This window comes from Arthrobacter sp. zg-Y895 (assembly GCF_020731025.1).
GTDB lineage: Bacteria > Actinomycetota > Actinomycetes > Actinomycetales > Micrococcaceae > Arthrobacter_B.
On the sequence record NZ_JAJFZY010000012.1, the window covers coordinates 192,355 to 215,047 of the forward strand.

General features: G+C 67.2%; 14 protein-coding genes. 11 read left to right on the forward strand and 3 right to left on the reverse strand.

Going from position 1 to position 22,693, the window contains the following annotated elements; genetic code table 11:
* Positions 1-8 precede the first annotated feature (8 nt).
* Genes LJ760_RS16215 through LJ760_RS16225 form a run of 3 tightly spaced genes read right to left on the reverse strand, consistent with a single transcriptional unit; the run spans position 9 to position 3,603 of the window.
* Entirely contained in the window at positions 9-1,739 is a 1,731-nt protein-coding gene (locus LJ760_RS16215; protein ID WP_227924349.1) for a DUF885 domain-containing protein, read from the reverse strand.
* Between the two features lie 44 nt (positions 1,740-1,783).
* Positions 1,784-2,017 carry an acyl-CoA carboxylase epsilon subunit gene (locus LJ760_RS16220; RefSeq protein ID WP_227924350.1) on the reverse strand — a complete coding sequence of 78 codons (234 nt, stop codon included), beginning with the start codon at positions 2,015-2,017 and terminating at the stop codon, positions 1,784-1,786.
* Positions 2,014-3,603, reverse strand: a complete 1,590-nt coding sequence (locus LJ760_RS16225; RefSeq protein ID WP_227924383.1) for an acyl-CoA carboxylase subunit beta — start codon at positions 3,601-3,603, stop codon at positions 2,014-2,016. The genes LJ760_RS16220 and LJ760_RS16225 overlap by 4 nt, the downstream gene beginning before the upstream one ends.
* Before the next feature lie 265 nt (positions 3,604-3,868).
* On the opposite strand from LJ760_RS16225, the gene LJ760_RS16230 reads away from it, so the two are divergent.
* From LJ760_RS16230 to LJ760_RS16280, 11 genes are all read left to right on the forward strand, one after another.
* Positions 3,869-4,726 carry an SDR family oxidoreductase gene (locus LJ760_RS16230; RefSeq protein ID WP_227924351.1) on the forward strand — a complete coding sequence of 286 codons (858 nt, stop codon included), beginning with the start codon at positions 3,869-3,871 and terminating at the stop codon, positions 4,724-4,726.
* Between the two features lie 59 nt (positions 4,727-4,785).
* Positions 4,786-5,673, forward strand: a complete 888-nt coding sequence (locus LJ760_RS16235; RefSeq protein WP_227924352.1) for a biotin--[acetyl-CoA-carboxylase] ligase — start codon at positions 4,786-4,788, stop codon at positions 5,671-5,673.
* A gap of 34 nt (positions 5,674-5,707) precedes the next feature.
* Positions 5,708-6,277 (forward strand): PH domain-containing protein, encoded by a 570-nt coding sequence (locus LJ760_RS16240; protein WP_227924353.1) that lies wholly within the window; start codon positions 5,708-5,710, stop codon positions 6,275-6,277.
* Positions 6,270-7,418: an adenylate/guanylate cyclase domain-containing protein gene (locus tag LJ760_RS16245; protein WP_227924354.1), complete on the forward strand. Its 1,149-nt coding sequence runs from the start codon at positions 6,270-6,272 to the stop codon at positions 7,416-7,418. Before LJ760_RS16240 ends, LJ760_RS16245 begins: the two co-directional genes overlap by 8 nt.
* A 236-nt stretch (positions 7,419-7,654) precedes the next feature.
* Positions 7,655-13,675 (forward strand): Ig-like domain-containing protein, encoded by a 6,021-nt coding sequence (locus LJ760_RS16250; RefSeq protein WP_227924355.1) that lies wholly within the window; start codon positions 7,655-7,657, stop codon positions 13,673-13,675.
* Between the two features lie 71 nt (positions 13,676-13,746).
* Positions 13,747-14,724: an AAA family ATPase gene (locus LJ760_RS16255; protein ID WP_227924384.1), complete on the forward strand. Its 978-nt coding sequence runs from the start codon at positions 13,747-13,749 to the stop codon at positions 14,722-14,724.
* An 8-nt stretch (positions 14,725-14,732) separates the two neighbouring features.
* Positions 14,733-16,091 carry a DUF58 domain-containing protein gene (locus LJ760_RS16260; protein WP_227924356.1) on the forward strand — a complete coding sequence of 453 codons (1,359 nt, stop codon included), beginning with the start codon at positions 14,733-14,735 and terminating at the stop codon, positions 16,089-16,091.
* A gap of 2 nt (positions 16,092-16,093) precedes the next feature.
* Positions 16,094-18,565 (forward strand): transglutaminase family protein, encoded by a 2,472-nt coding sequence (locus LJ760_RS16265; RefSeq protein ID WP_227924385.1) that lies wholly within the window; start codon positions 16,094-16,096, stop codon positions 18,563-18,565.
* A 7-nt stretch (positions 18,566-18,572) separates the two neighbouring features.
* A complete protein-coding gene (locus tag LJ760_RS16270) occupies positions 18,573-19,466 on the forward strand; it encodes a PP2C family protein-serine/threonine phosphatase (RefSeq protein WP_227924357.1) in 894 nt (297 codons plus the stop codon).
* Positions 19,463-21,085, forward strand: a complete 1,623-nt coding sequence (locus LJ760_RS16275; RefSeq protein ID WP_227924358.1) for an FHA domain-containing protein — start codon at positions 19,463-19,465, stop codon at positions 21,083-21,085. The genes LJ760_RS16270 and LJ760_RS16275 overlap by 4 nt, the downstream gene beginning before the upstream one ends.
* Complete coding sequence (locus tag LJ760_RS16280) at positions 21,082-22,689, forward strand: serine/threonine-protein kinase (protein WP_227924359.1); 1,608 nt, start codon at positions 21,082-21,084, stop codon at positions 22,687-22,689. Before LJ760_RS16275 ends, LJ760_RS16280 begins: the two co-directional genes overlap by 4 nt.
* Positions 22,690-22,693: the final 4 nt, after the last annotated feature.

The window sequence follows — 22,693 nt, forward strand, 5'->3', positions numbered from 1 at the left end:
GCAGGCGCTTACTCGCCCAGCAGGGCCCGCCGCAGCGTGTCGAGTCCCACGGAGCCGAGCTGCAGCGCCCGGGTGTGGAAAGCCTTCTCATCGAAGGCATCGGCCTCACGGCTGCGGACCTCGTCGCGGATCTGTTCCCAGAGCCGCTGGCCCAGTTTGTAGGAAGGGGCCTGTCCCGGCCAGCCCAGGTAGCGGGTGAACTCGAAGTTGAGCTGCCCTTCGCTGATCGACATGTTTTCCTTCAGGAACGCGTAGCCCTTGTCGGCGGTCCAGGTGCCTTCGCCCCACCGTTCCGGGATTTCCAGTTCCAGGTGGACGCCGATGTCGAAGACCACGCGGGCGGCACGCATCCGCTGCGCGTCCAGCATTCCCATCCGGTCGCCCGGGTCGCTGAGGTAGCCCAGCTGCTCCATCAATCTTTCGGCGTAGAGCGCCCAGCCCTCACCGTGGCCGGAAACCCAGCAGATGTTGCGCCGCCAGTCGTTGAGCAGTCCGCGGGATGCCGTTGCCGTCGCAATCTGCAGGTGGTGGCCCGGAACGCCCTCGTGGTAGACCGTGGTGGTTTCCTGCCAGGTGGTGAAGGTGTCCTCGCCGGCCGGCACGGACCACCACATGCGGCCCGGACGGGAGAAATCGTCGCTGGGACCGGTGTAGTAGATCCCGCCCTCCTGGGTGGGAGCAATCATGCACTCGATCCGCCGCATCGGTTCGGTGATCTCGAAGTGGGATCCGGCGAGGTCTTCGACGGCACGGTCGGCGAGGTCCTGCATCCAGGCCTGCAGCTCGTCCGTTCCGTGCAGCTGGCGTGCCGGATCCTCATCAAGGATGCGCATGGCTTCCACCACGGTGGCGCCGGGCCGGATCTGCTCGGCTACGGCTTCCTGCTCGGCGATGATGCGGTCCAGTTCCTCCACACCCCACTGGTAGGTCTCCTCCAGGTCCACGGCGGATCCGAGGAACTGGCGGGACATCAGGGCGTAGCGCTCCCGGCCCACGGCATCTGCGGCGGGCGCAGCCGGACGCAGCTCCTCCTCCAGGAAGGATGCGAGGTTGGCATAGGCCCGGCGGGCGGATTCGGCTCCGGCCTGCAGGTCCGCGCGGAGCGCGTCGGGCAGCTCTCCGCCGCCGGGCAGGGCGGCATTGGCGGCGAGGGCGTCAAAGAACCCGCCGTCCTCTGCATACGCGGAAGCCTGCTCCACCACGATCTTTACCTGCCGGCGGGCGGCCACCCGGCCGTGTCCGATGCCGCTGCGCAGGCTGGTGATGTAGCCGGCGACGGCGTCGTCCACGTTGTTCAAACGTCCGGCAATGTGGTGCCACTGCTCTTCGGTATCCGTCGGCATCAGGTCGAAGATGCTCCGGATCCCCTGCGCGGGGGAAGCAATGTTGTTCAGCTCCGCAAGGTCCCAGCCCGACTCGTGGATTTCGAGGTCCAGGCCGAGGCGTTCGTGCATGGCGTCAAGGGTCACGCGGTCGACGTCGTCCGCGGGCTCAAGTCCGTCCAGCCGGCTGAGCGTCTCCCGGACTGCTTCGGCATAGGACTCCAGGCCGGCCGGCGAGTAATCGCCGTATTCGGTTTCCCGGCCCGGGATGCCCAGGGACGTGGCGAGGGACGGATCCAGCTGCAGGAGCGTGGCGGTGAAGGCATCGGCAACGGCGTCGATAGCGGTGGGCTGGCGCACCGGGGCACTGCTGGCAGTGGCGGACACGGGCGCGGAGGAAGGTGTCTGTTGGGTCACAAAGGTAGCCTAACCGCACACCGGCCCCGAGGCCCTCATTGGGCCTAGCGGAAACTCCGCCGCCAGGACCCCGGCCCGGGCTTCGGGTCCAGGCGCAGGTTCCGCCGCCGTGCCCACGCGCGGTGGGCCGGGCGTGCGGGAGGCAGGGGTGCAGCCTGCGCTCCCAGCCCGGCGACGACGGCGGCCAGGGCCGCGAGTTCCTCGTCCGTCGGGGAGCCGGAAACCACGGAAAAGAGCGGCTCCGGAGCCGGTTCCGGGGTACTGCCGTCGATACTCACAGCGGCATGTTCCCGTGCTTCTTGGCGGGCAGGGACGCACGCTTGTCCCGCAGCGCACGCAGGCCCCGGATCAGCTGCAGGCGGGTGTCCGAAGGAGCAATGACGGCGTCCACGTAACCGAGCTCGGCCGCCTGGTAGGGGTTGAGCAGCTCGTCTTCATATTGCTCAATGTATTGGCGCCGGACGTCCTCGACGTCGCCGCCGGCGTCGGCCGCTGCCTTGAGCGGTGCCCGGTAGAGGATGTTCACCGCGCCCTGGGCACCCATCACGCCGATCTGCGCAGTGGGCCAGGCGAGGTTGATGTCAGCGCCGAGCTTTTTGGAGCCCATCACGATGTATGCGCCGCCGTAGGCCTTGCGGGTGATGACCGTCAGCTTGGGAACCGTGGCCTCGGCGTAGGCGTAGAGCAGCTTGGCGCCGCGGCGGATGATGCCCTGGAATTCCTGGTCCTTGCCCGGCAGGAAGCCCGGCACGTCCACGAAGGTCAGGATCGGGATATTGAAGGCGTCGCAGTTGCGGACAAACCGGGCCGCTTTCTCGGAGGCGGCGATGTCCAGGGTGCCGGCAAACTGCATTGGCTGGTTGGCCACGATGCCTACCGTGTGGCCCTCCATGCGGCCGTAGCCGATGATCACGTTCGGGGCGTACAGTGCCTGCATTTCCAGGAAGTGCCCGTCATCCAGGACGGTTTCGATGACGGTGCGGATGTCATAGGGCTGGTTCGCGGAGTCCGGGATCAGCTCATCCAGGGCCAGGTCGGCGTCGGTGGTTTCCGGGTCCTGGTCAAACGCGGTCAGCGGTGCTTCGGCCAGGTTGTTCGACGGCAGGAAATCGAGCAGTTCGCGGACGAACTCGACGGCGTCCTCTTCGTCGGAGGCCAGATAGGCGGAGGTGCCGGTGTTGGCATTGTGCTGCCGGGCGCCGCCGAGGGTTTCCATGTCCACGTCTTCACCCGTGACCGTCTTAATGACGTCGGGTCCGGTGATGAACATGTGCGAGGTCTTGTCCACCATCACCACGTAGTCGGTGAGCGCGGGGGAGTAGGCCGCGCCGCCGGCGGAGGGGCCCATGATCAGTGAGATCTGGGGAACGACGCCGGAGGCGTGGACATTGTTGCGGAAAATATCGGCGAACATGGCCAGCGAGGCGACGCCTTCCTGGATGCGGGCTCCGCCGCCGTCCAGGATGCCGATCACCGGGCAGCCGTTGCGCAGGGCGAATTCCTGCACCTTGACGATCTTCTCGCCGTTGACCTGGCTCAGGGAACCGCCGTAGACGCTGAAGTCCTGGCTGTAGACGGCCACGGGGCGTCCGTCGACGGTGGCGTAGCCGGAAACCAGTCCGTCGCCGAGGGGTTTCTTCTTTTCCATGCCGAAAGCGGTGGAGCGGTGCACGGCGAGGGCATCGAACTCCACGAAGGAACCGGCGTCCACAAGGAGGTCGATCCGCTCGCGGGCGGTGTGCTTGCCGCGGGCGTGCTGCTTTTCCACTGCCGCCTGCCCCGAGGGCATCGCTGCCGAGGCCTGCCGGCGCCGGAACTCGGCAATCTTGCCGGCCGTCGTATGCAGGGACAGATCCTGGTCGATACTCAAAGGGGCCTCCGGGTGCTTCAGTTCAGACGCTGCCGCGTCTTCGGGGGATCCCGAGGAAGAGGCAGTGCAGGGCGTTAAGTAGGTTCCGCACAAAAAGCGGAACGGTTTACCCAGTCTAGTGAGCCACAGCAGGGGGACCGAGTGTAGAAAACCTACAATGTCGTCTCCTGCCGGTTGGTCCGGTCCCCGGAAGGCAAGCCCCGGAGACACTTTTGTTACTGGCTAGTAACATCGCTCGAGGGTGCATTACCCTGTGCCTATGAGCATCCCCAACAGCACCCCGGAAACGGCGTCCCGGTCCCTCGCCGGACGCACCATCCTGATGTCCGGCGGAAGCCGCGGCATCGGCCTCGCCATTGCCCTGCGCGCAGCAGCGGACGGCGCCAACATTGCCATGCTCGCCAAAACGGCGGAGCCGCACCCGAAGCTGGAAGGTACCGTCTACACAGCCGCCGAACAGCTGGAAGCAGCCGGCGGCAAGGCCCTGCCGATCATCGGCGACGTGCGCAGCGACGAAGACGTTGCCCGCGCCGTCGAATCCACCATCGAGCAGTTCGGCGGGATCGACATTGTCCTGAACAATGCCTCTGCCATCGACCTTTCCGGCACCGACGCCGTGTCGATGAAGAGCTATGACCTGATGGCCGACATCAATACCCGCGGCACGTTCATGCTTTCCAAGTTCTCCCTGGACGCCCTGCGCCGCTCCGGCAACGGCCACATCCTCACCCTGTCCCCGCCCCTGAACCTGGATCCCAAGTGGGCCGGCGGCTACCTGGCGTACACCATGGCCAAATACGGCATGTCCCTCACCACGCTCGGCCTGGCCGAAGAGCTCAAGAACGACGGCGTGTCCGTGAACTCGCTCTGGCCGGTGACCGGGATTAACACCGCGGCCATCCGCAACATGCCCGGAGGGGACAAGCTCGCCGCGGCCTCCCGCAGCGCTGACATCATGGCGGACGCCGCACATGCCATCCTCACCCGACCGAGCGGACAGTCCACCGGCAACTTCTTCACCGACGAAGAGGTGCTGCGCGAGGAGGGAATCACGGATTTCAGCCGCTACGCACCCGGAGTGCCCGCGGACAAGCTGATGCCGGACTTCTTCCTCTAACCCGCGCTGCAGGACCGGGCGCGAAGGGAATGTCGGGGCGCCCGCGTAAGATCGGAAGAATGCAACTGCACTACTCCAGCATGGAAAGACCGGCCCTGGACCCCGGCCGCCTGAGGGCGGCACTGGTGGCACCCAACGGTCCCTTCGCTGCGCTGGAAGTGGTGGAGGAGACCGGGTCCACCAATACGGATCTGGCGGACGCCGCCCGGCTGCGCCCCTGGGAGGTCGCGGACCTGACCGTCCTGACCGCTGAACTGCAGACGGCAGGCCGCGGCCGGATGGACCGCAGCTGGGTCGCTCCCGAGCGTTCATCACTGTTCGTCAGCGTGCTGCTGCGTCCGGTGGGCCCGTCCGGGCGCCCCCTGCCCACAACCTCCTATGGCTGGTTGTCGCTGCTGGCCGCCCTGGCCATGGCCGAAAGCGTGGCCGCGCGCACCGGCGTCGAGGCCCGGCTGAAATGGCCGAACGACGTCATGGTGGACGGGCGGAAACTCGCCGGCGTGCTGGCCCAGTTGGTTCCGGCGTCCGACGGCGGCCCGCCGGCCGTGGTGGTCGGCGTCGGCCTGAACGTGAGCCTCACGGACGAGGACCTGCCCGTCCCCACCGCCACCAGCCTGTTGATGGAATATGCCTCCACGACGGACCGGAACATCCTCCTGCAGGATTACCTGTTGGCGTTGGCAGCCCGGTACCGGGCGTTCTGCTCGGTGGACGGCGACCCGGAGGCAGTGCCTGCCGGATCCCGGGGGGCACTGCGGGACGAGGTGGCGGCACGCCTGGGCACCCTGGGCCGGGGCGTGAGCGCGCAGCTGCCCGGCGGAAACGTCCTTACCGGCCGTGCCGTTGCCCTGGCGCCCACGGGTGCCCTGGTCATTGTCGACGACGCCGGCGCCACGCATACCGTCAGCGCCGCCGACGTCGTACACCTGCGCCCCGAGCAGCCGTGAGGGCCGAACCCACCCGCCTGCCGGGAGGCGACCCGTGCGCCTGAAGCTCTCTCCCGGCGAGCAGATCATCGCCGCCGGCCGCCCGCACGCCCGTTCCCTGTGGAAACCGCTGGTGCTCGCCGGAACCACCGGAGCCCTGGCCGGTTACGCCTTGGGATGGCTGGGACGGGACACGCTGCCCGGCCAGCTGGCCGAATTCAGCCCCTACCTGCAGCCGGCGGTAGTGGCGCTGGCCGTGCTGCTGCTGGCCCGCTACACCGTTCCGCCCGTGCTGCGCTGGCTGGCCGGGCGCATCATCCTCACCGACCGGAGGCTGATCCAGCGGCAGGGAGTGCTGATGCGCCGCGAGCATGAGATTGCCCTTGCCGCCATCTACCAGCTGGAAATCCGGCAGTCCGTGACGGACCGGATGCAGCGCAGCGGGACCCTCATCCTCGACCTGGGACACGGGCGGATTATGCAGTATCCGGCGGTGCCGGAAGTGCACCGTTTCCGCTCCATGGTGGTCTCCGCCATCGGTCAGCTGCCGCTGACTGCCATGTTTGATGGTGTAGATATGGAAACAGATGGGGAATACGACTACGAAGGGAGGGACGATGACTGATACCGGCCACGGCGAGCTCGGTCCCGCGAGCCACCCCGAACCCGTGACCCCGCCCGTGCAGCCCGTTCCGGTACCTCGGCCCGACTACTCCCTTGCCAGTACCGGCACCGAGATTGACCGGGAGGATGTGCGCAAGCTTGAGGCGCAGCTGCTCGGCGGACCGCGTACGCTTCGCCGCCGCGAAGCCGCAGCGGAAGCGGGCGTGTCCCTGCTTTCAGCCCGCAAGCTCTGGCGTGCCATGGGTTTCCCCAACCTCGACGACGACGCCGTTTTCTTCACCGAACAGGACCGCGAGGCCCTGAGCACAGTGATCGAACTGGTGCGCGACGAGCAGCTCACCGAGGAAGCAGCCATCTCCATCATGCGGTCCATCGGCCAGATGACGGACCGGATGGTGGTCTGGCAGGTCGAAGCGCTGGTGGAGGAAATGGTGGTCCGCCGCGGCATCACCGACGCCGAAGCCCGCAAGCGGCTCGTCGAGGCACTTCCCGATCTCATCGAGCCGCTCGAAAAGACCCTCGTCTACGCCTGGAAACGCCAGCTCAACGCGGCCATCCAGCGCCTGGCCCTTCGTGCGGAGGCAGGCCTGGCCAGCCACGACGACGCCGCCTCCGACGACGCGCCGCTGCCGCTGGCGCGCGCGGTTGGTTTTGCCGACCTCGTCTCATACACCAGCCTTTCCCGGCAGATGAACGAGAAGACCCTGGCCCAGATGGTGCAGCGTTTCGAGCACAAGTGCGCGGAGATCATTTCGGTGGGCGGCGGGCGGCTGGTGAAGACCATCGGTGACGAGGTTCTTTTCAATGCCGAGACACCGGAGGCCGGGGCGGAGATTTCACTGGCGCTGGCGAAGGCGTTTACCGAGGACGATCTGCTGCCCTCTGCCAGGGTGTCCCTGGTCTGGGGCAGGGTGCTTTCCCGGCTGGGCGATATCTACGGCCCCACGGTCAACCTGGCTTCCCGGCTCACCTCCCTGGCCGAACCCGGCACGGTCCTTACCGACGCCTCCACCGCTGCGGCGCTGAAGGACAACCCCAAGTTCGTGCTCATCCCGCACCAGCCGCGCAATGTGCGCGGGTTCGGCGAAATCCATCCGGTGACCCTGGCCCGGGGGACCGGGTCCGGCCTCGTACTGGACTAGCGGCGCCTTCGGCCCCTCAGCCTTTCCGGCCTGCGGGTGAGATGACTCACCCGCTCCTGAGATTTGTGCAACACTATGCGGTGGAACTGCTGTGCCCGCCGCGTTGTCCCCGGTGGAGCCACGGTTCCGGTGCAGGTTCATAACCAGGGGGAAACATCGTGGCAGTGCTCGGGGGAAAAGCACGTCTGCTCAGCCGTAGGCGGCGGAAGGCAGTCTCGGCAGGGTCGGCTGTCGCCGTGACCACGGCGCTGGTCACCGGGGCGCTGCTTTACCCCGGCTTCGCCAGTGCCGATGTGGACCTGAACGACGGCGGCGTCTGGGTCACCAGCCGGACCCAGGGCATGGTCGGCCACCTGAACTACCCCTCCAAGCTCCTGGACGGCGGCTACACCGCCAACAGCGACAATTTTGACGTCCTGCAGAACGCCGGCACCGTCTTCAACCTCAACACCGACCAGTCCAAGATCAGCCCCGTGGACGTGGCCAACGTTGTCCGCGGTGCGGAAGTCCAGCTTCCCGGTACGGCCGCTTTCTCTTTCGGGACCGAGACCGTGGCGGTCACCGACCCGGCACAGGGCAGGGTCTGGATTACCCCTGTCAGCGAGATGGGCTTCTTCAGCGACGGGGAAACCGAGCCCGTGCTGGAAGGGAACCCCGGGGTGCTTGCCGCGGTATCCGCCGGTGACCACGTGGTGGTTGCAGCACCGGAAGACGGCATGCTCTACACCTTCGAGAAGGATGAAGACGGCGGCTACGGCGAACCCGAGGAGCAGGAGGCTCCGGCGCTGAAGGACTTCAAGGATGCCCAGATCGCCGCCGTCGGAAATCAGGCCGTGGTCCTGAACACGGAGACCGAGACGCTGCTGCTTCCCAACGGTGACACGGTCGGCATTCCTGACTCCAAGAACGCCAAACTCCAGCAGAGCGGGCCGGCGAGCGATTTCGTGGCCATAGCCACGGAGAAGGCACTTATCCTGCAGCCGCTCGACGGCGGGGACCCGGAAGTCACGGACATCGACGCCGGGGGCGGGGCCGCCGCACCGGTGAAGCTGGGGGACTGCGTCTACGCAGCCTGGGCGGGAGCCGGAACCCACGTGCGGAACTGCGGCAACGATGCCGAGGACGCCCGCGAAGACATCCCCGACCTCACCGCATCCTCCGAACTGGTGTTCCGGGTCAACCGGGACGTGGTGGTACTCAACGATGTCAACGGCGGTGACGTCTGGCTGGTGCTCGAAAACATGCAGCTGGTGGATAACTGGGGAGACATCATTCCGCCCCAGCAGGATTCGAGCGACGACGAGGAAGAGTCCGCCAGCGAAAACCCGGTGAACACCCTGCCTGACCGCACCACGGAAAACCGTCCCCCTTCAGCCGCCGACGACCAGGTCGGTGCCCGGGCCGGGCGCACCACCATCCTCCAGGTGCTGGACAATGACAGCGACCCGGACGGGGACCTCCTGACCGCTTCGGTGGTCGGCGGCCAGCCCCTGGTCGGTTCGGTACAGCCCATCTACAACGGTGCCGCCCTGCAGATTGTGATTCCCTCCGGCACACCGGCTGGAACCGGCAGCTTCACCTACGAGATCGCTGACGGCCGGGGCGGCACGGACACGGCCACGGTGACGGTCTCGGTGCCCGGCACGGGAACCAACACCCCGCCTGAGCCGCGCCGCAGCACAAAGATCCTGCTGGAACAGGGGAAATCGGTCAGCCAGAACATCCTCAACGACTGGAAAGACGCTGACGGAGATGACCTGGTCCTGACCGATGCCCAAATGACGGAAGACGGAGACCAGGTCCATCCGAACTCGGACGGGTTGCTGGATTTCAGGGACGTCGGCAAGACCCAGGGGATCAAGGAAGTGCCGATCACCGTTTCGGACGGCACTGACGAGGTGGAAGGCATCGTGACGTTCGACGTCCGCCCCACCGGCGTCCTGCCTCCCGTGGTGAACTTCGACCACTTCACCGCCACGGTGGACCAGCACATCCAGATGTTCCCGTTGAAGAATGACCTGGACCCGGCGGGCGGCCAGCTTTCGCTGGCCAAGGCGGAGGGGGAGAACGGCCTGGCACTGACGCCGGATTATCAAACGGGTTCCATTGGATTCCTGCCCACGGAGGCGGGGACTTACTACATCGAGTACCTGGTCACTAACGGTCCGCAGAGCGCCAGCGGCCTGATCCGCGTTGATGCACAGCCTGCCGGCAGGCAGGGAGCCCCGGTGGCCGTGCGCGACGTCGCCCTGCTTCCCAGCGGCGGCAGCGTGCTTGTGGACGTGCTTGGCAATGATACGGACCCGGCCGGCGGCCTGCTGGTTGTCCAGTCCGTTACCTCTGCACTCGAATCGCCCGTGAACGTGGCTGTCCTGGACCGCAACCTCCTGCAGATCCATGATGTGCGGGGGTTGAACCGGCAGATGACGATCGAATATGCCGTCTCGAACGGAACATCCACGGCAACGGGTGAAGTCAACGTCATCCCGGTTGACCGGCCTGAAACGGTGCTGCCCCCCGTCACCGGTCCCGACGAAGCGGTGGTCCGGGTAGGGGACGTGGTGACCATCCCGGTGCTGGACAATGATTCCTCGCCGGTGGGAGAGAAGCTGACGCTGAACCCGGTGCTTCCGCAGTCGGTGGAGCCGGCAGACGGACAGATGTTCGTATCGGAGGACAAGCTGCGTTTCGTGGCGGGCCCGACTGCGAAGACCGTGTACGCCATCTATGAAGTCTCAGACGAGTCCGGGCAGAAGAACTCGGCCCAGGTCCGCATCAACATCCGACCCCGCGACGACGAGAAAAACACACCCCCCATTCCGCAGAACGTGGAGGGGCGGGTGGTCGCCGGCGCCACGGTGCGCATCCCGATTCCGCTGGACGGGTTGGACTCGGACGGCGATTCCGTGGTCCTGAACGGTATTGGTTCCGCGCCGACCCTGGGAGCGGCGCTCGCGGGTCCCAACTACATCGATTACACGGCCCTTGCCCAGTCGGCCGGAACGGACACCTTCACCTATACGGTGCGTGACCGTCTGGGCCTGGAGAACACCGGCACGGTGCAGGTGGGTATCGCCCCGGCGGCAGAGGCCAACCAGAGACCGGTGGCCGTTGATGACGTGGTGGCGCTGCGGCCGGGCCGCGCCCATGCCATGTCCGTGCTTCGAAACGATTCGGATCCTGACGGGGACCCGGTTTCCCTTAACGTAGGGGCTATAACAAGCAGCGATCCGGCACTGGAAACCCGCGGAGATCCGCCGAGGCTGCTGTTCTCCGCCCCGGAGACACCGGGGGTTTACAGCATCAGCTATGGACTCAAGGACAACCGCGGGGCGTCGACAACCGGCAACGTGACGGTGACGTCGGACGAGAATGCCCCGCTGCTGCCGCCGCTCTCGCGCGATGATCTGGTGGATGTCAGCGAGATCCGGAACCAGAGCTTCGTGGAAGTTCCCGTACTGGAAAACGACGAGGATCCTGACGGGCTTGCCACGGAGATGGAGGTGCGGATCCTCGGCGACCATCCGGGTGCGTCCGTCTCCGGCGACGGCGTGGTCCGGGTCGACTTGGCGACAGAGGCACAGATTGTCCCGTACACGGCGGTGGACCAGGACGGCGGAACATCCAGCGCCATCATCTGGGTCCCCGGCCTGGGCACCCAATATCCCATGCTGCGGCAGGGCGAGCCGCTGGAAGTGCGCGCCGGAAGCACCCTGGACCTTAACCTCAAGAGTCTGGTGACCGTGCGGGACGGGCATACTCCGCGCGTCACCACAGCCGAACGCATCAAGGCCATCGGTACGAAGGACGGCGGGGTGCGGATCATCAGTCCGACGGTTCTTCGATATGCGCCCCATCCGGATTATTCGGGGCTCGGTTCGGTCACCTTCGAGGTAACCGACGGCGTGAGCGCGGAGGATCCGGAGGGTTTGAAGGCCACCTTGACCGTGTTGGTGAACGTTATTCCGCTGCCGGCCCAGAATTTCCCGCCCACCATCAGCTCGGGCTCCCTGGAAACCGCAAAGGGGGAAGCCCCGTCCGTGCTGGACCTGGCTTCCCTGGCCTCCGACCCGAACCCGGAGGACGCCGGCCGGCTCCGGTTCAGTCTGGAAGGATCGGTGCCGCTGGGCTTCGACGCCAAGCTGGACGGAAGCCTCCTTGAGGTAAGCGCACGCGATGACGCTGCCGTCGGCACACTGGGTGAGCTCTCGGTGTCGGTGACGGACGGCCGCGGGGACCTGGTCATCGGGCGGGTGGACCTCATCGTCCTGGCCTCGAACCGCCCACTTCCCGTCGCCAACGACGACATTGTTCCGGATGCGGTCCAGGGCCGTGCCGTCACGGTTCCGGTCCTGGCCAACGACGTCAATCCCTTCGAGGACAAGCCGCTCGAACTGGTCGACGTGGCAGCGGACGGAAACGGAACCGCTGTCCGCCAGGGGGACGCCGTCGTGGTCACGCCGGGGGCCGACTTCGTGGGCAACATGACCGTCAGCTACACGATCAGGGACCGGACCGGCGAACCCGGGCGTAACGCCGTCGGCCAGATTCGGCTGACAGTACAGGGAAAACCTGCGGCGCCCTCCACACCGGTGATTGAGTCCACCCGCAGCCGGACCGTGGTGCTGGCCTGGAATCCGCCGGCGGCCAACGGGTCACCCATTACCGGGTACACCGTGACAGCGGCAAACGGTTTCAGCCAGGCCTGCCCGGCCACCACCTGCACCTTGACCGGGCTGACCAACAACGTGGAGTACGTCTTCCGGGTCACGGCGACCAACGCGAACGGCACCTCTGCGCCCTCGCCCACCTCTGCAGTTGCCAGGCCCGACACGCAGCCGGGCCGCCCGGCACCGCCCGGCCTGGTCTACGGCGACAAGGAGCTTACGGTGAACTGGGTGGCGCCGCCCAACGAGGGCTCACCCATCACCGGTTACGACCTCCAGATTTCTCCAGCGCCGCCCAACGGGGTCTCGCAGAAGTCCGCTCCGGCTGCAGGGGGCTCGATCACGTGGGGTTCCCTCGAGAACGGGACCAGCTACCGCGTCCGCATCCAGGCGCGCAATCTGGCCCCCGACCCGTCGGAGTGGAGCGAGTATTCCGTCCCGGAAACCCCTAACGGGCTGCCGGGTGCCCCGGGCATACCGAACACTATTACCGCCCAGCCGGTGGGCACCGAATCCCAGCTCAAAATCGGCTGGGAGGCAGCACCGAACAACGGCGCCCCGATCGACAAATATGAGGTGCTGGTCTTCCAGAACGGCGCCCAGGTGGGGAGCTTCCCCGGCACGGCAGAGACGGGCACCACCATCACGGTGTCCAACTCGGAAGAGGACTACTCCTACGCCGTGCGTGCCCACAACCGTTCCGGATGGGGCGAAACCGGACCCATGTCGGCGCCGCGCCGGGCACGGGGTAATCCGGAGCCCCCGCAGCCTCCCACGCTGGTTGCCGAGAACACGGACAAGGCCGGCGGAGCGGTAAAGATAACCTTCAGCGAGCTCAGCAAAGAGCAGCGGAACGGTGCCAAGGCGGGCGAGATTGTCTACTACGCGTACTTCAGCAACGGCACTACCGTCCCGGTGAAGAACAACCAGGTCCTGACCGGCTTCACCAACGGTAATGCCATCACGGCCTCACTCACGGCCTCCGTCAGCTTTGACGGAGCTAGATATGAGAGTCCGCAAAGCGCCGCGGCGGCAGAGGTGAAACCCTACGGTGCGGCGGGGAAACCCGTTCTCGGTGGGACCGACGGTAATCCCAAAAACATCCATGCGGTTGCCACCTGGCAGCCGCCGGACCCCAGCGTCCACGACACCCGCGAGGTCTGGATCCAGGTTAATGACGAGCCGTACACCCCCGCATACGGCCTTTCCGGCCAGCTTGAGCTGGGTAACGGGCTGAACCAGACCGTTACGGTGCGGGCCTACTCGGTGAACTCCCTGGGTACCAAGAGCGAGCCGGTGGAGAAGACGTACAAGACGGGTATCCCGTTCTCCGGCACGGTGAACAAGCTGACGTGCTGGAGCCACCCGCTGGGGCCGGTGAAACCCGTGGGCGAGTACTGCGTCACCGGCGCTCCGGCAATCGACACGACGGTAGAGGCCACCTGTAAATGGATCGGGGACAAGGACACCTGGCTTTACATTCCCAAAGGCGGCTTCTACGGGATGAGGTACCTGAATTCCAACGACGTTACCTACGTGTCCGGGCCCAATCCAGCAGTACTGCCCATGTGCAGCGAAGGCGATAACTGACCTTGCCGCACCCGCCGAACACCACCCCGCCGAACACCGGCCCGAGAACAACAACTGGAGAAATGACTACGATGGCAATGACCGAAGAGCAGGCAGCCTGGTTCGCGGAGACGTTTGAACGGCTCACGGCGAACGTCGGTGAAGCGGTGCTGGGTAAGAAGGACGTTGTCCGGCTGGTATTGACCGCGATGCTGGCTGAAGGCCACGTGCTGCTTGAAGATGCCCCCGGAACCGGCAAGACCATGCTGGCCCGCGCGCTGGCCGCCACGGTGCAGGGATCCAACTCCCGCATCCAGTTCACCCCGGACCTGCTGCCTTCCGACGTCACCGGCATCACCATCTACGACCAGAAGCAGCAGCTGTTCGAATTCCACCGCGGGCCCATCTTCGCGAACATCGTGCTTGCGGATGAAATCAACCGCGCGTCTCCCAAGACGCAGTCAGCGTTGCTGGAGGTGATGGAGGAATCCCGGGTCACCGTGGACGGGGAGACGTACACCCAGGACCGTCCGTTCATGGTGATCGCCACCCAGAACCCGATCGAGCAGGCGGGCACCTACCGGCTTCCCGAAGCCCAGCTGGACCGCTTCCTCATCAAGACCTCCATCGGCTATCCGGACCACGAGGCAACCCTGGAACTGCTCTCCGGTTCCTCCACCCGAGACCGCTCGGCGGCCCTCACCCCGGTGATCACGACGACGGCGGTCCGGGACATGGCCGAGCTGGGCACCACGGTGCACGTGGAACCCGCAGTGCTGGAGTACATCTCACACCTCGTGTCAGCCACCCGTACCGCAACCGAAACACGGCTTGGCGTCAGCGTCCGCGGGGCCCTGGCGATGGTTCGGGTCGCGAAGATCCGGGCAGCCTCCGAGGGCCGGAACTATGTCCTGCCCGACGACGTCAAGGCACTGGCGCCGGCGGTCTGGACCCACCGGCTGGTGATGGACCCGGAAGCCGAGTTTGCCGGAGCCAGCCCCGAAGCAGTCCTGCTGTCAGTGCTTGCCGACGTGGCTGCACCCCAGCAGCGGGCCCAGGCGCAGGCCTAGGGACGACCATGCCAAAGTTTTCCGGGCGCACCGGCCGGTGGAGCCGGCGCGCCGCAGTCAGCCTGCGCCGGCGCGCCCTGCGAATGCGCCGTGCAGTCCTCCGCTCCGCTTACTGGCGGGCCGCAGCACCCAAACTGGCGCCGGCCGCCCGGCGCCTGGCTCCGGTCCTGGCACGGACGGGAGCCGGACTCGGATCAGTAGGACGACGCCTGCGTGCGGCCATGGCCGCCGTCAGCCCGCTGGGCTGGCTGGCCGTGGGACTCACCTTTGTTCTTGTTCTCCTCGGCACCGTGTTCAACTGGCAGGAGGCGCTGGTTGCAGCCGTAGGTTCCGGTGTCCTGCTGGTGCTGGGAACGGCGTTCGTCGTCGGCCGGCTCTCCTATGACGTGGCACTGGACCTGGCCCGCACCCGGGTTGCCGTCGGCGACGCCGCAGTAGGCAGCCTCAGCATCACGAGCACGGCCGCGCGGTCGATGCTGCCGGTGACCTTTGAGCTTCCGGTGGGCGGAGCCGTCGCCGCGTTCGACCTGCCCCGCATGCGTCCGGGACACACACATGAGGAACTCTTCAGTATCCCTACGCGCCGCCGAGCCGTTATTAAAGTGGGACCCGTGGAATCCGTACGCCAGGATCCGCTGCGGCTGATGGGCAGGCGGCTCATCTGGGCCGATCCCGTGGACCTGTACGTGCACCCCCGCACCGTGTCCCTCAGCGGTTCCACCACAGGATTCATCCGGGACCTGGAAGGCGAGCCCACTACGGACCTGTCCAGCTCGGACGTGGCCTTCCATGCCCTCAGGGCCTATGTTCCCGGTGATGACCGCCGGCACATCCACTGGAAGACCACCGCGCGGACGGGCACCCTGATGGTCCGCCAGTTCGAGGAAACCCGGCGTTCCCACGTGGCAGTCGCACTGTCCTTGAGCAGCGCCGAGTACACCTCCGAGGAGGACCTAGAACTGGCGGTGTCGGTTGCGGGCTCGCTGGGAATCCAGGCGTTCCGTGAACAGCTGGCACTGTCGGTGCTGACCCAGGACGGGCCGCTGCGCTGCACCACTGCGGGTGCCATGCTGGACGGCCTGACCGAGGCAGAGGGCCGGTCACGCACTTCCGGGATCGTCGACCTCGCCCGGATCACGGCGGATGCCGTGCCCAACGCCTCTGTCGTGTTCCTTGTAACGGGGACCGAACCCAACGGCGCCGCGCTGCGGTCCGCCTCGATGAAGGTTCCACCGGGCATCCGCTGTATTGCGCTGCGCTGCGGAATGGGCCTGGAACCCGCTTTGGCCGCCATCGGCGATCTTGCGGTCCTGGACATCGGGGACCTGGAGTCCCTCCCCGGCGTGCTGCGGAAGGCTGTCGCGTGAGCATGGACGTAACCGGTCCGAAGGCGGCAGCCCTGCTGCCCCGGCTGGCTGACTGGGCGCTGCTCACGGCAGTGCTGACCCTCGGGATCCTGGGATTCGGGCCCACCTTCGGCTGGGATATGCGGTTCCTGGTAGCCGGGATCGGCGGCATCCTGCTGGGCCTGGGCCTGGCCGAAGCGTCCGCCCGGCTTCGCTGGGGATTCTGGGCCACCGCAGGCGCTGCGGCCGGCACCTATGTGCTGCTGGGCAGCGCCTTCGCGGCACCGCTCGAAGCCATCGCCGGCATCGTCCCCTCGTTCGCTTCCGTCCGGGTGCTGGTCCTGGGCATCGTTTTCGCGTGGAAGGACCTGCTGACCATCGCGCCGCCGGTCGGCCTCGCGGCGGGCATGCTGGTAGTACCGTTCCTGCTTGGCCTGGTCGGCGGACTGGTGGCCGGGCTCCTCGCCTGGCGTGCCCGCCGGCCCTACTGGGTGTTGGTTCCTGTCATGGCCGTGTTCGTTGCAGGCATAGCCTTCGGCACGGACGAGGCGCCCCTGCCCGGCATCCGCGGGGCCGTGCTGATTGCCCTGACGATGCCTTGGCTCGCTTACCGGCGGGAGCTGGGCCGGTCCACGGTGGAAACCATTACCCTGGAGGGCACCGGCCCAGCTGCCGCGGCGTCCGCGGGGGAGGCTACCCGGCGAAACCTCCGCAGTGCGTCCGGGCAACCGTCCGCTGCGGCCCGCGCCGCCCGCGCCCGGCGGCTCGGTTTCGGGGCGGCCGTGCTTGCCGCAGCGCTGGCTGCGTCCCTCGGCGCGGCTCCGCTGCTGGACCAGGGCACCGACCGCCAGGTGCTGCGCGACGTCGTCGAGCCGCCCGTGGACCTCTTCGACTATCCCAGCCCGCTCACGGATTTCCGGCGGTACGTGAAGGACGAATCGGACACCACGCTCTTTACGGTGGAAGGACTGCCCGAGGGCCAGCGCATCCGCCTGGCCGCCCTGGACGCCTACGACGGCGTGGTCTACACCGTGGACCCGGGCAGCAACGGGAACTTCACCCGCGTGGGTGACGCACGCTCGGACCTGGCCCAGACGGCCGACGAGGACGGCACCAAGGCGAACCTGAAGTTCACCGTTGGTGAGTACAGCGGCGCCTGGGTTCCGGCAGGCGGGCAGGCCACGGGCTTCAAGGTGGCGGGTGACCGGGCCGCGGACCTTGCCGCTGGCCTCTATTACAGCGAAGCCTCCGGTACGGCGTTGACGGTGGCGCAGCTGCAGCCCGGGGACACCTATGAGGCCAGTGTCCTTTTCCCCGAAGAGCCCGACGACGCCCAGCTGGCCAAATACCGCTTCTCCTCCACCCAGCTTCCCAGGGTCTACAACGATCCGCCGATCCTGGGCTCGAAGGCGGCGGATTACGTGGGCGATGAGTCCCGCCCGGTCCAGCGCGTGCGCCGCCTGCAGCAGATCCTCGCCTCGGAGGGCTTCTTCAGCAACGGCAAGGAGGGGGAGACCCCCTCGCTGCCAGGCCACGGAGCCGCGCGGATGCTGCGGCTGATGGATGCGGACCAAATGGTGGGCGACGACGAGCAGTATGCCGTCGCCATGGCATTGATGGCACGCAAGCTGGGCATCCCGGCACGCGTGGTCATGGGCTTCTATCCGGATTGGGACGAAGTGAAGGATCCGTCGGCGCCGCTGGAAATCACCGGTGACGACGTCCACGCCTGGGTGGAGGTGGAGTTCGAACACGTGGGCTGGGTGCCTTTCTTCCCCACCCCGGATGAGGACAACGAACCGGTCCCGCCGCAGCAGCAACCGAAGTCCACGCCGAAACCCCAGGTCCTGCAGCCGCCGCCTCCGCCGCAGGAACCGGCCGAGCTGCCTCCGGACACCGAGGCCGAGGCCCAGGACCCCGAGGAGCAGGAAGACGATTTCTGGGCTACGTTCCGGTACTGGCTGCGCCTTGTGGCCCTGGCCTCGCTGCCGCTTGTCATCCTGCTGGGCCCGTTGCTGCTGATCCTGCTGGTCAAGGTCCGACGGCGCCGGTCCCGGCGGAAGTCCGGCACACCCTCCCGGCGGGTCGGCGGCGGCTGGAAGGAAGTGGTGAGCCTGGCGACCGATCTCGGCAGCCGCCCGCCCAGCCACGCGACCCGACGCGAACATGCCGCCCTCCTGCAGCATGCGTTCCCGGTCACGGCGGATTCGACTGCTCTCCTGGCCCGGCGCGCCGACGCAGGTATCTTCGGCCCGGGTGAACCTTCCGAGGCCGAGGTGGAAGAGTACTGGAAGCAGGTCGAGGAGCACCTGGGCAGGCTTGCAGGATCCGTGGGTTTCTGGCGGCGCCAGCGGGCCCGCTATTCGCCGCGCTCCCTGCTGCTCGACGCGCGGATGTGGACCCGCCGCCTCACCCCGGACCGCTGGGCGCTGCCGTCGGCTAGGGTAAGCAAGAGAACTCGTAAGCCAGATCACTTTAGTGAACCTTCCGGATAGGGCGTGAATGAACTCCGACGAAACTGCATCCCCGGATACCGATATGCACGCCGTGTTTGGCTACGCCTCGGACCGCGGACTGCGCCGCGAACTGAATGAGGACTCGCTCATCGCCGCAGACCCGATTTTTGCCATCGCCGACGGCATGGGCGGGCATGAGGCGGGGGAGGTGGCCAGCAGCATCTGTGTCCGGACCCTTGGTGATTCCCCGATAGTGGGCAAGCACCTGCCGGAGTTCTCCGCCGAACAGCTGGAGGCCCTGGTCAAGGAGGCGGACCACCGCATCCGTGAAGCCACAGGCGGGCGGGCCGGCACCACACTGACCGGCGCCGTCCTTGTCCGGGAAGGGGGAAACCCCTACTGGCTGGTGTTCAACGTGGGCGATTCACGCACCTACCGGCTGAGCCACGGCGTGCTGGAACAGATCACCGTGGACCACTCCGAGGTCCAGGAACTGGTGGATCTGGGACAGATCACTGCGGACGAGGCCCTGGTGCATCCGCGCCGCCACGTAGTCACCCGCGCCCTGGGCACCGGCAATGATGCCGAGGCGGACTTCTGGCTGATCCCGGTGGAACCCGGGGACCGGCTCCTGGTCTGCTCCGACGGCCTCACCGGCGAGGTTGCGGACGGGCACATCCTGCAGATCCTGACGTCCGTCACCAACCCCCAGGACGCCTGTGCCGCCCTGGTGCAGGCTGCATTGCGCTCGGGCGGGAGGGACAACGTCACGGTTTTGGTCATCGACGCCGAGGGCGGACCGGACGGACATGAGTCCGCCGCCATCACATTGCCCGGAGCGGCCCAGGGCGAGCAGCCCACCGGCTCACGTCCCGTCGAAGGCGACCCGGCGGGTTCCGGCACTGACCCGGCGGTATCACGGAAGACCGCAGAGGAATGAAAGACCTGCGCTACCGCCCCGGGACGTGGCTATGCCTGGTTCGCGATTCGGTGCTGTGCCTGCTGCCCCCGGACACCGGGGAAGAGCGGATACGGGAGATCTGGTCCCTGCTGGGAACGACGCCGGCACTCGACCGCGTTTTTTCGGCTGTCTCCGGGGGACTCTCCGGCAGCCTGGCCGATATGCCTTCCTTCGGTGTGCTTTCCCTGAGGGACCGGGAGCGCCTGCATGTCATCCTGCGCGGTCCGCTGGAACTGCAGGCGGCCGGGAAGGATGAGCCGGCGGCGTCGGGCGAATTTGTCACCACCTGGAGCGAGCGGGTTCTGCCGGCTGGCGGCTCGTTCACCCTGAAGGCGGCGGCTTCGGACGGTGCTGCCGGAAGTTCCGCGGAGAAGCCGCTGCTGCCGCTCGAAAGCGGCGCTGCCCTGGTCTCGATGCTGGAATTCGGTTCACTGGAAGTCGGCTCGGGGGAGGTTGGTGCGCGGGGAACCGGCGGTGCGAAGCCCGCCGAATCCCAGCCTGCGCAGGTTCAGCCGGTGCCTGTCCGGTCGGGACCTGTCCAGCCCGTGCCTGTCCAACCCATGGAATCCCAGCCGGCACCAATCCAGGCCCCTTCCCCGGAAGGGAAAGCTGCCGACCCTCTCAAACCCGGTCCGGCAGCGGAGCCTCTTGAACCCGGTCCGGCAGCGGGGCAATCCGTCGAACCCGCGCAGGAGCAGGTTTCCGCCGAGGAGCCGGATCTGAGCGAGACAGTCCGTCCCCCGGAGGAGGCGTTCGTCCCGTCGGATACCCTCCAGCCTGCCGAAGCATCCCTTCCGCCTGCACCGAAGGCGGCTGACGCGCTGTCCGGTGCACTGATCGATTCGGTTCCGTGGCTGGGCAGCACCTCGACGGGCCCCGTCGGTGCCCCCGGGCGTCCGGCCACAGTCCCCGTGCCTGCGGTCCCGGTTCCGGCTGCTGCAGCCCCGGTAGCCCCGGCACCGTTGGCCCCAGCACCGGCAGCACCCGCCGCCCCGGCAGTACCGGCGGCAACACCGACGGCAACCGCGGCAACTGCCGGTCAGGCTCCGGAAGACCTGGACCACGACGGCGACACCATCATGAGCAGCGAACTGACGAAGGCAGCACCGGCGCCGGCCCCTGCCGGCCAGCCGAATACGGCCCCGACGGTTCTGGCCCGGACCTGCCCGCAGGGACATGCGAATCCGCCTACGCGCAGCGTGTGTGTACATTGCGGGCAGCAGCTGGGCGAAGAGCCCCACCCGGTTAGCCGTCCTGCCCTGGGACGGGCGGTGTTTTCCACCGGCCAGGCGGAGGTCCTGGACCGGAACATTGTTGTTGGACGCCAGCCGTCCGTGGCCAGGGCTCAGGGGTCCGACATGCCGCGGATGGTGCAGGTGCCCAGCAGCGGCGGCGACATTTCCCGCTCGCACGCCGAGATCCGGCTGGAGGGATGGCATGTGATGCTCCGGGACCTGTTCTCCACGAACGGCACCGTGCTGGTCCGCAACGGACAGCTGCCGCACCGCCTTGGCCAGGGTGAAGGGGTGATCGTGCTCGACGGCGATACCGCCGAGCTGGGCGACGACGTCTGGATCCGGTTCGAAGGACTGGCATGAAGAAGCGTGCTCCGGCACCCCCGCCGGAAATCACCGGCTACCGCTACCTGCGGCACCTGGGCTCCGGCGGTTTTGCCGACGTCTACCTTTATGAGCAGGACCATCCCCGGCGGCGGGTTGCCGTCAAGGTGCTCCTCTCGGACCTGCGCACCAACAGCGCCCGGCGCAGCTTCGAGGCCGAAGCGAACCTCATGGCCCAGCTGTCCTCGCACCCGTACATCGTCACCATCTATGAAGCGGACATCACTGAGGCCGGCCACTCCTATCTGGCCATGGAGTACTGCTCCCGGCCCAGCCTCGACATCAGGTACCGCCAGGGCGGCCTGCCGTTGGCCGAAGTACTCACCATCGGCATCCAGGTGGCTTCCGCCGTCGAGACTGCCCACCGTGCCGGCATCGCCCACCGGGACATCAAACCCGCCAACATCCTCACCACGGACTACAACCGTCCCGCCCTGACCGACTTCGGGATTTCCGGCACCACCGAGGCCGCCGAGGACGAGGACCTGGGACTGTCCATTCCCTGGTCGCCTCCGGAAGCGCTCACCGGCGGCCGGGCGGACGGAATCCGCGTTGACGTCTGGGCCCTCGGCGCCACCCTGTACACCCTGCTGGCGGCACGCTCGCCGTTTGTCCTGCCCGGGCAAGGCAATACCCAGCGTGAACTGATCGACCGGATCGTCAGCCAGCCGCTGCGGCCCACCGGACGGGCGGATGTCCCGGAATCGCTGGAACTGGCTTTGGCCACGGCGATGGCCAAGTCGCCCGAGTCCCGGTTCTCTTCCGCCTACGCCTTCGGGTTGGCACTGCAGCGGATCCAAGGTGAGCTGAACCTCGCCAGTACGCCGTTTGAGGTGTTGCAGGAACCGGACCCGACTGAGGAGAGCGGCGAGGACGAGGACCGCACCCGCATCCGGCGCGTGGTTTCCATTGATCCGGGCACCACAACGCCGCCGCGCCGGGCACCCTTGCAGCGCCCGACGTCGTCAGTCACCGGCGCACCCGGGACGGCGCGGGCGGCGGTCCCCGCTGCGGTTTCCCCGGGCCCCGCCTCCGGCGGCGGTGAAGCTGCTGCTGCGGTCCATGAGGGCACGGTAATGCGCTCGGGACTTGCGACGGCGGGACCGGCCCCGGGGGCCATGGACCCGGCAGCCCCGGAGGCTTTCAGCTGGCCGGAACCGCCCCGGCGCCGGGGCAAGACTGCACTGCGCATCGGTCTGGTGACAGCGGCAGCGGCCGCCGTCGGCATTGTCGCCGCGGCCCTGCTGCTGCCCGAGACGGAGCCGAAGAGCGTCCTGCCCACGCCGTCGAAATCCGCGCAAAACCCCCTGGCGGGGACCGAAGGTGCGGTCCTTCCGCCGGAATCGCTGGCGGCCACTGTGGCGGACGGTTCGGTGTTGTTCACCTGGAGCAACCCGGAGCCCGCAGACGGGGACATCTATTTGTGGAGGACGGTCAGCGCCACGGCCCGGGGAGAGATGGTCCGGACACCGGAGACCAACGCACAGGTTCCGGCGTCGGACGGCGAGACCTGCATAGAAGTGCAGGTGGCGAGGGACAACGGAAAAGCATCGCCGCCGGTCGCGTTCTGCGCGCCGCAGTGAGAAG

What these genes read in the sequence shown, in the direction of transcription:
- LJ760_RS16270 (WP_227924357.1), top strand. Translation starts at nt 18,573, where the DNA reads ATGAACTCCGACGAAACTGCATCCCCGGATACCGATATGCACGCCGTG.
- LJ760_RS16275 (WP_227924358.1), top strand. Translation starts at nt 19,463, where the DNA reads ATGAAAGACCTGCGCTACCGCCCCGGGACGTGGCTATGCCTGGTTCGC.
- LJ760_RS16235 (WP_227924352.1), top strand. Translation starts at nt 4,786, where the DNA reads ATGCAACTGCACTACTCCAGCATGGAAAGACCGGCCCTGGACCCCGGC.
- LJ760_RS16255 (WP_227924384.1), top strand. Translation starts at nt 13,747, where the DNA reads ATGGCAATGACCGAAGAGCAGGCAGCCTGGTTCGCGGAGACGTTTGAA.
- LJ760_RS16280 (WP_227924359.1), top strand. Translation starts at nt 21,082, where the DNA reads ATGAAGAAGCGTGCTCCGGCACCCCCGCCGGAAATCACCGGCTACCGC.
- LJ760_RS16260 (WP_227924356.1), top strand. Translation starts at nt 14,733, where the DNA reads ATGCCAAAGTTTTCCGGGCGCACCGGCCGGTGGAGCCGGCGCGCCGCA.
- LJ760_RS16265 (WP_227924385.1), top strand. Translation starts at nt 16,094, where the DNA reads ATGGACGTAACCGGTCCGAAGGCGGCAGCCCTGCTGCCCCGGCTGGCT.
- LJ760_RS16230 (WP_227924351.1), top strand. Translation starts at nt 3,869, where the DNA reads ATGAGCATCCCCAACAGCACCCCGGAAACGGCGTCCCGGTCCCTCGCC.
- LJ760_RS16245 (WP_227924354.1), top strand. Translation starts at nt 6,270, where the DNA reads ATGACTGATACCGGCCACGGCGAGCTCGGTCCCGCGAGCCACCCCGAA.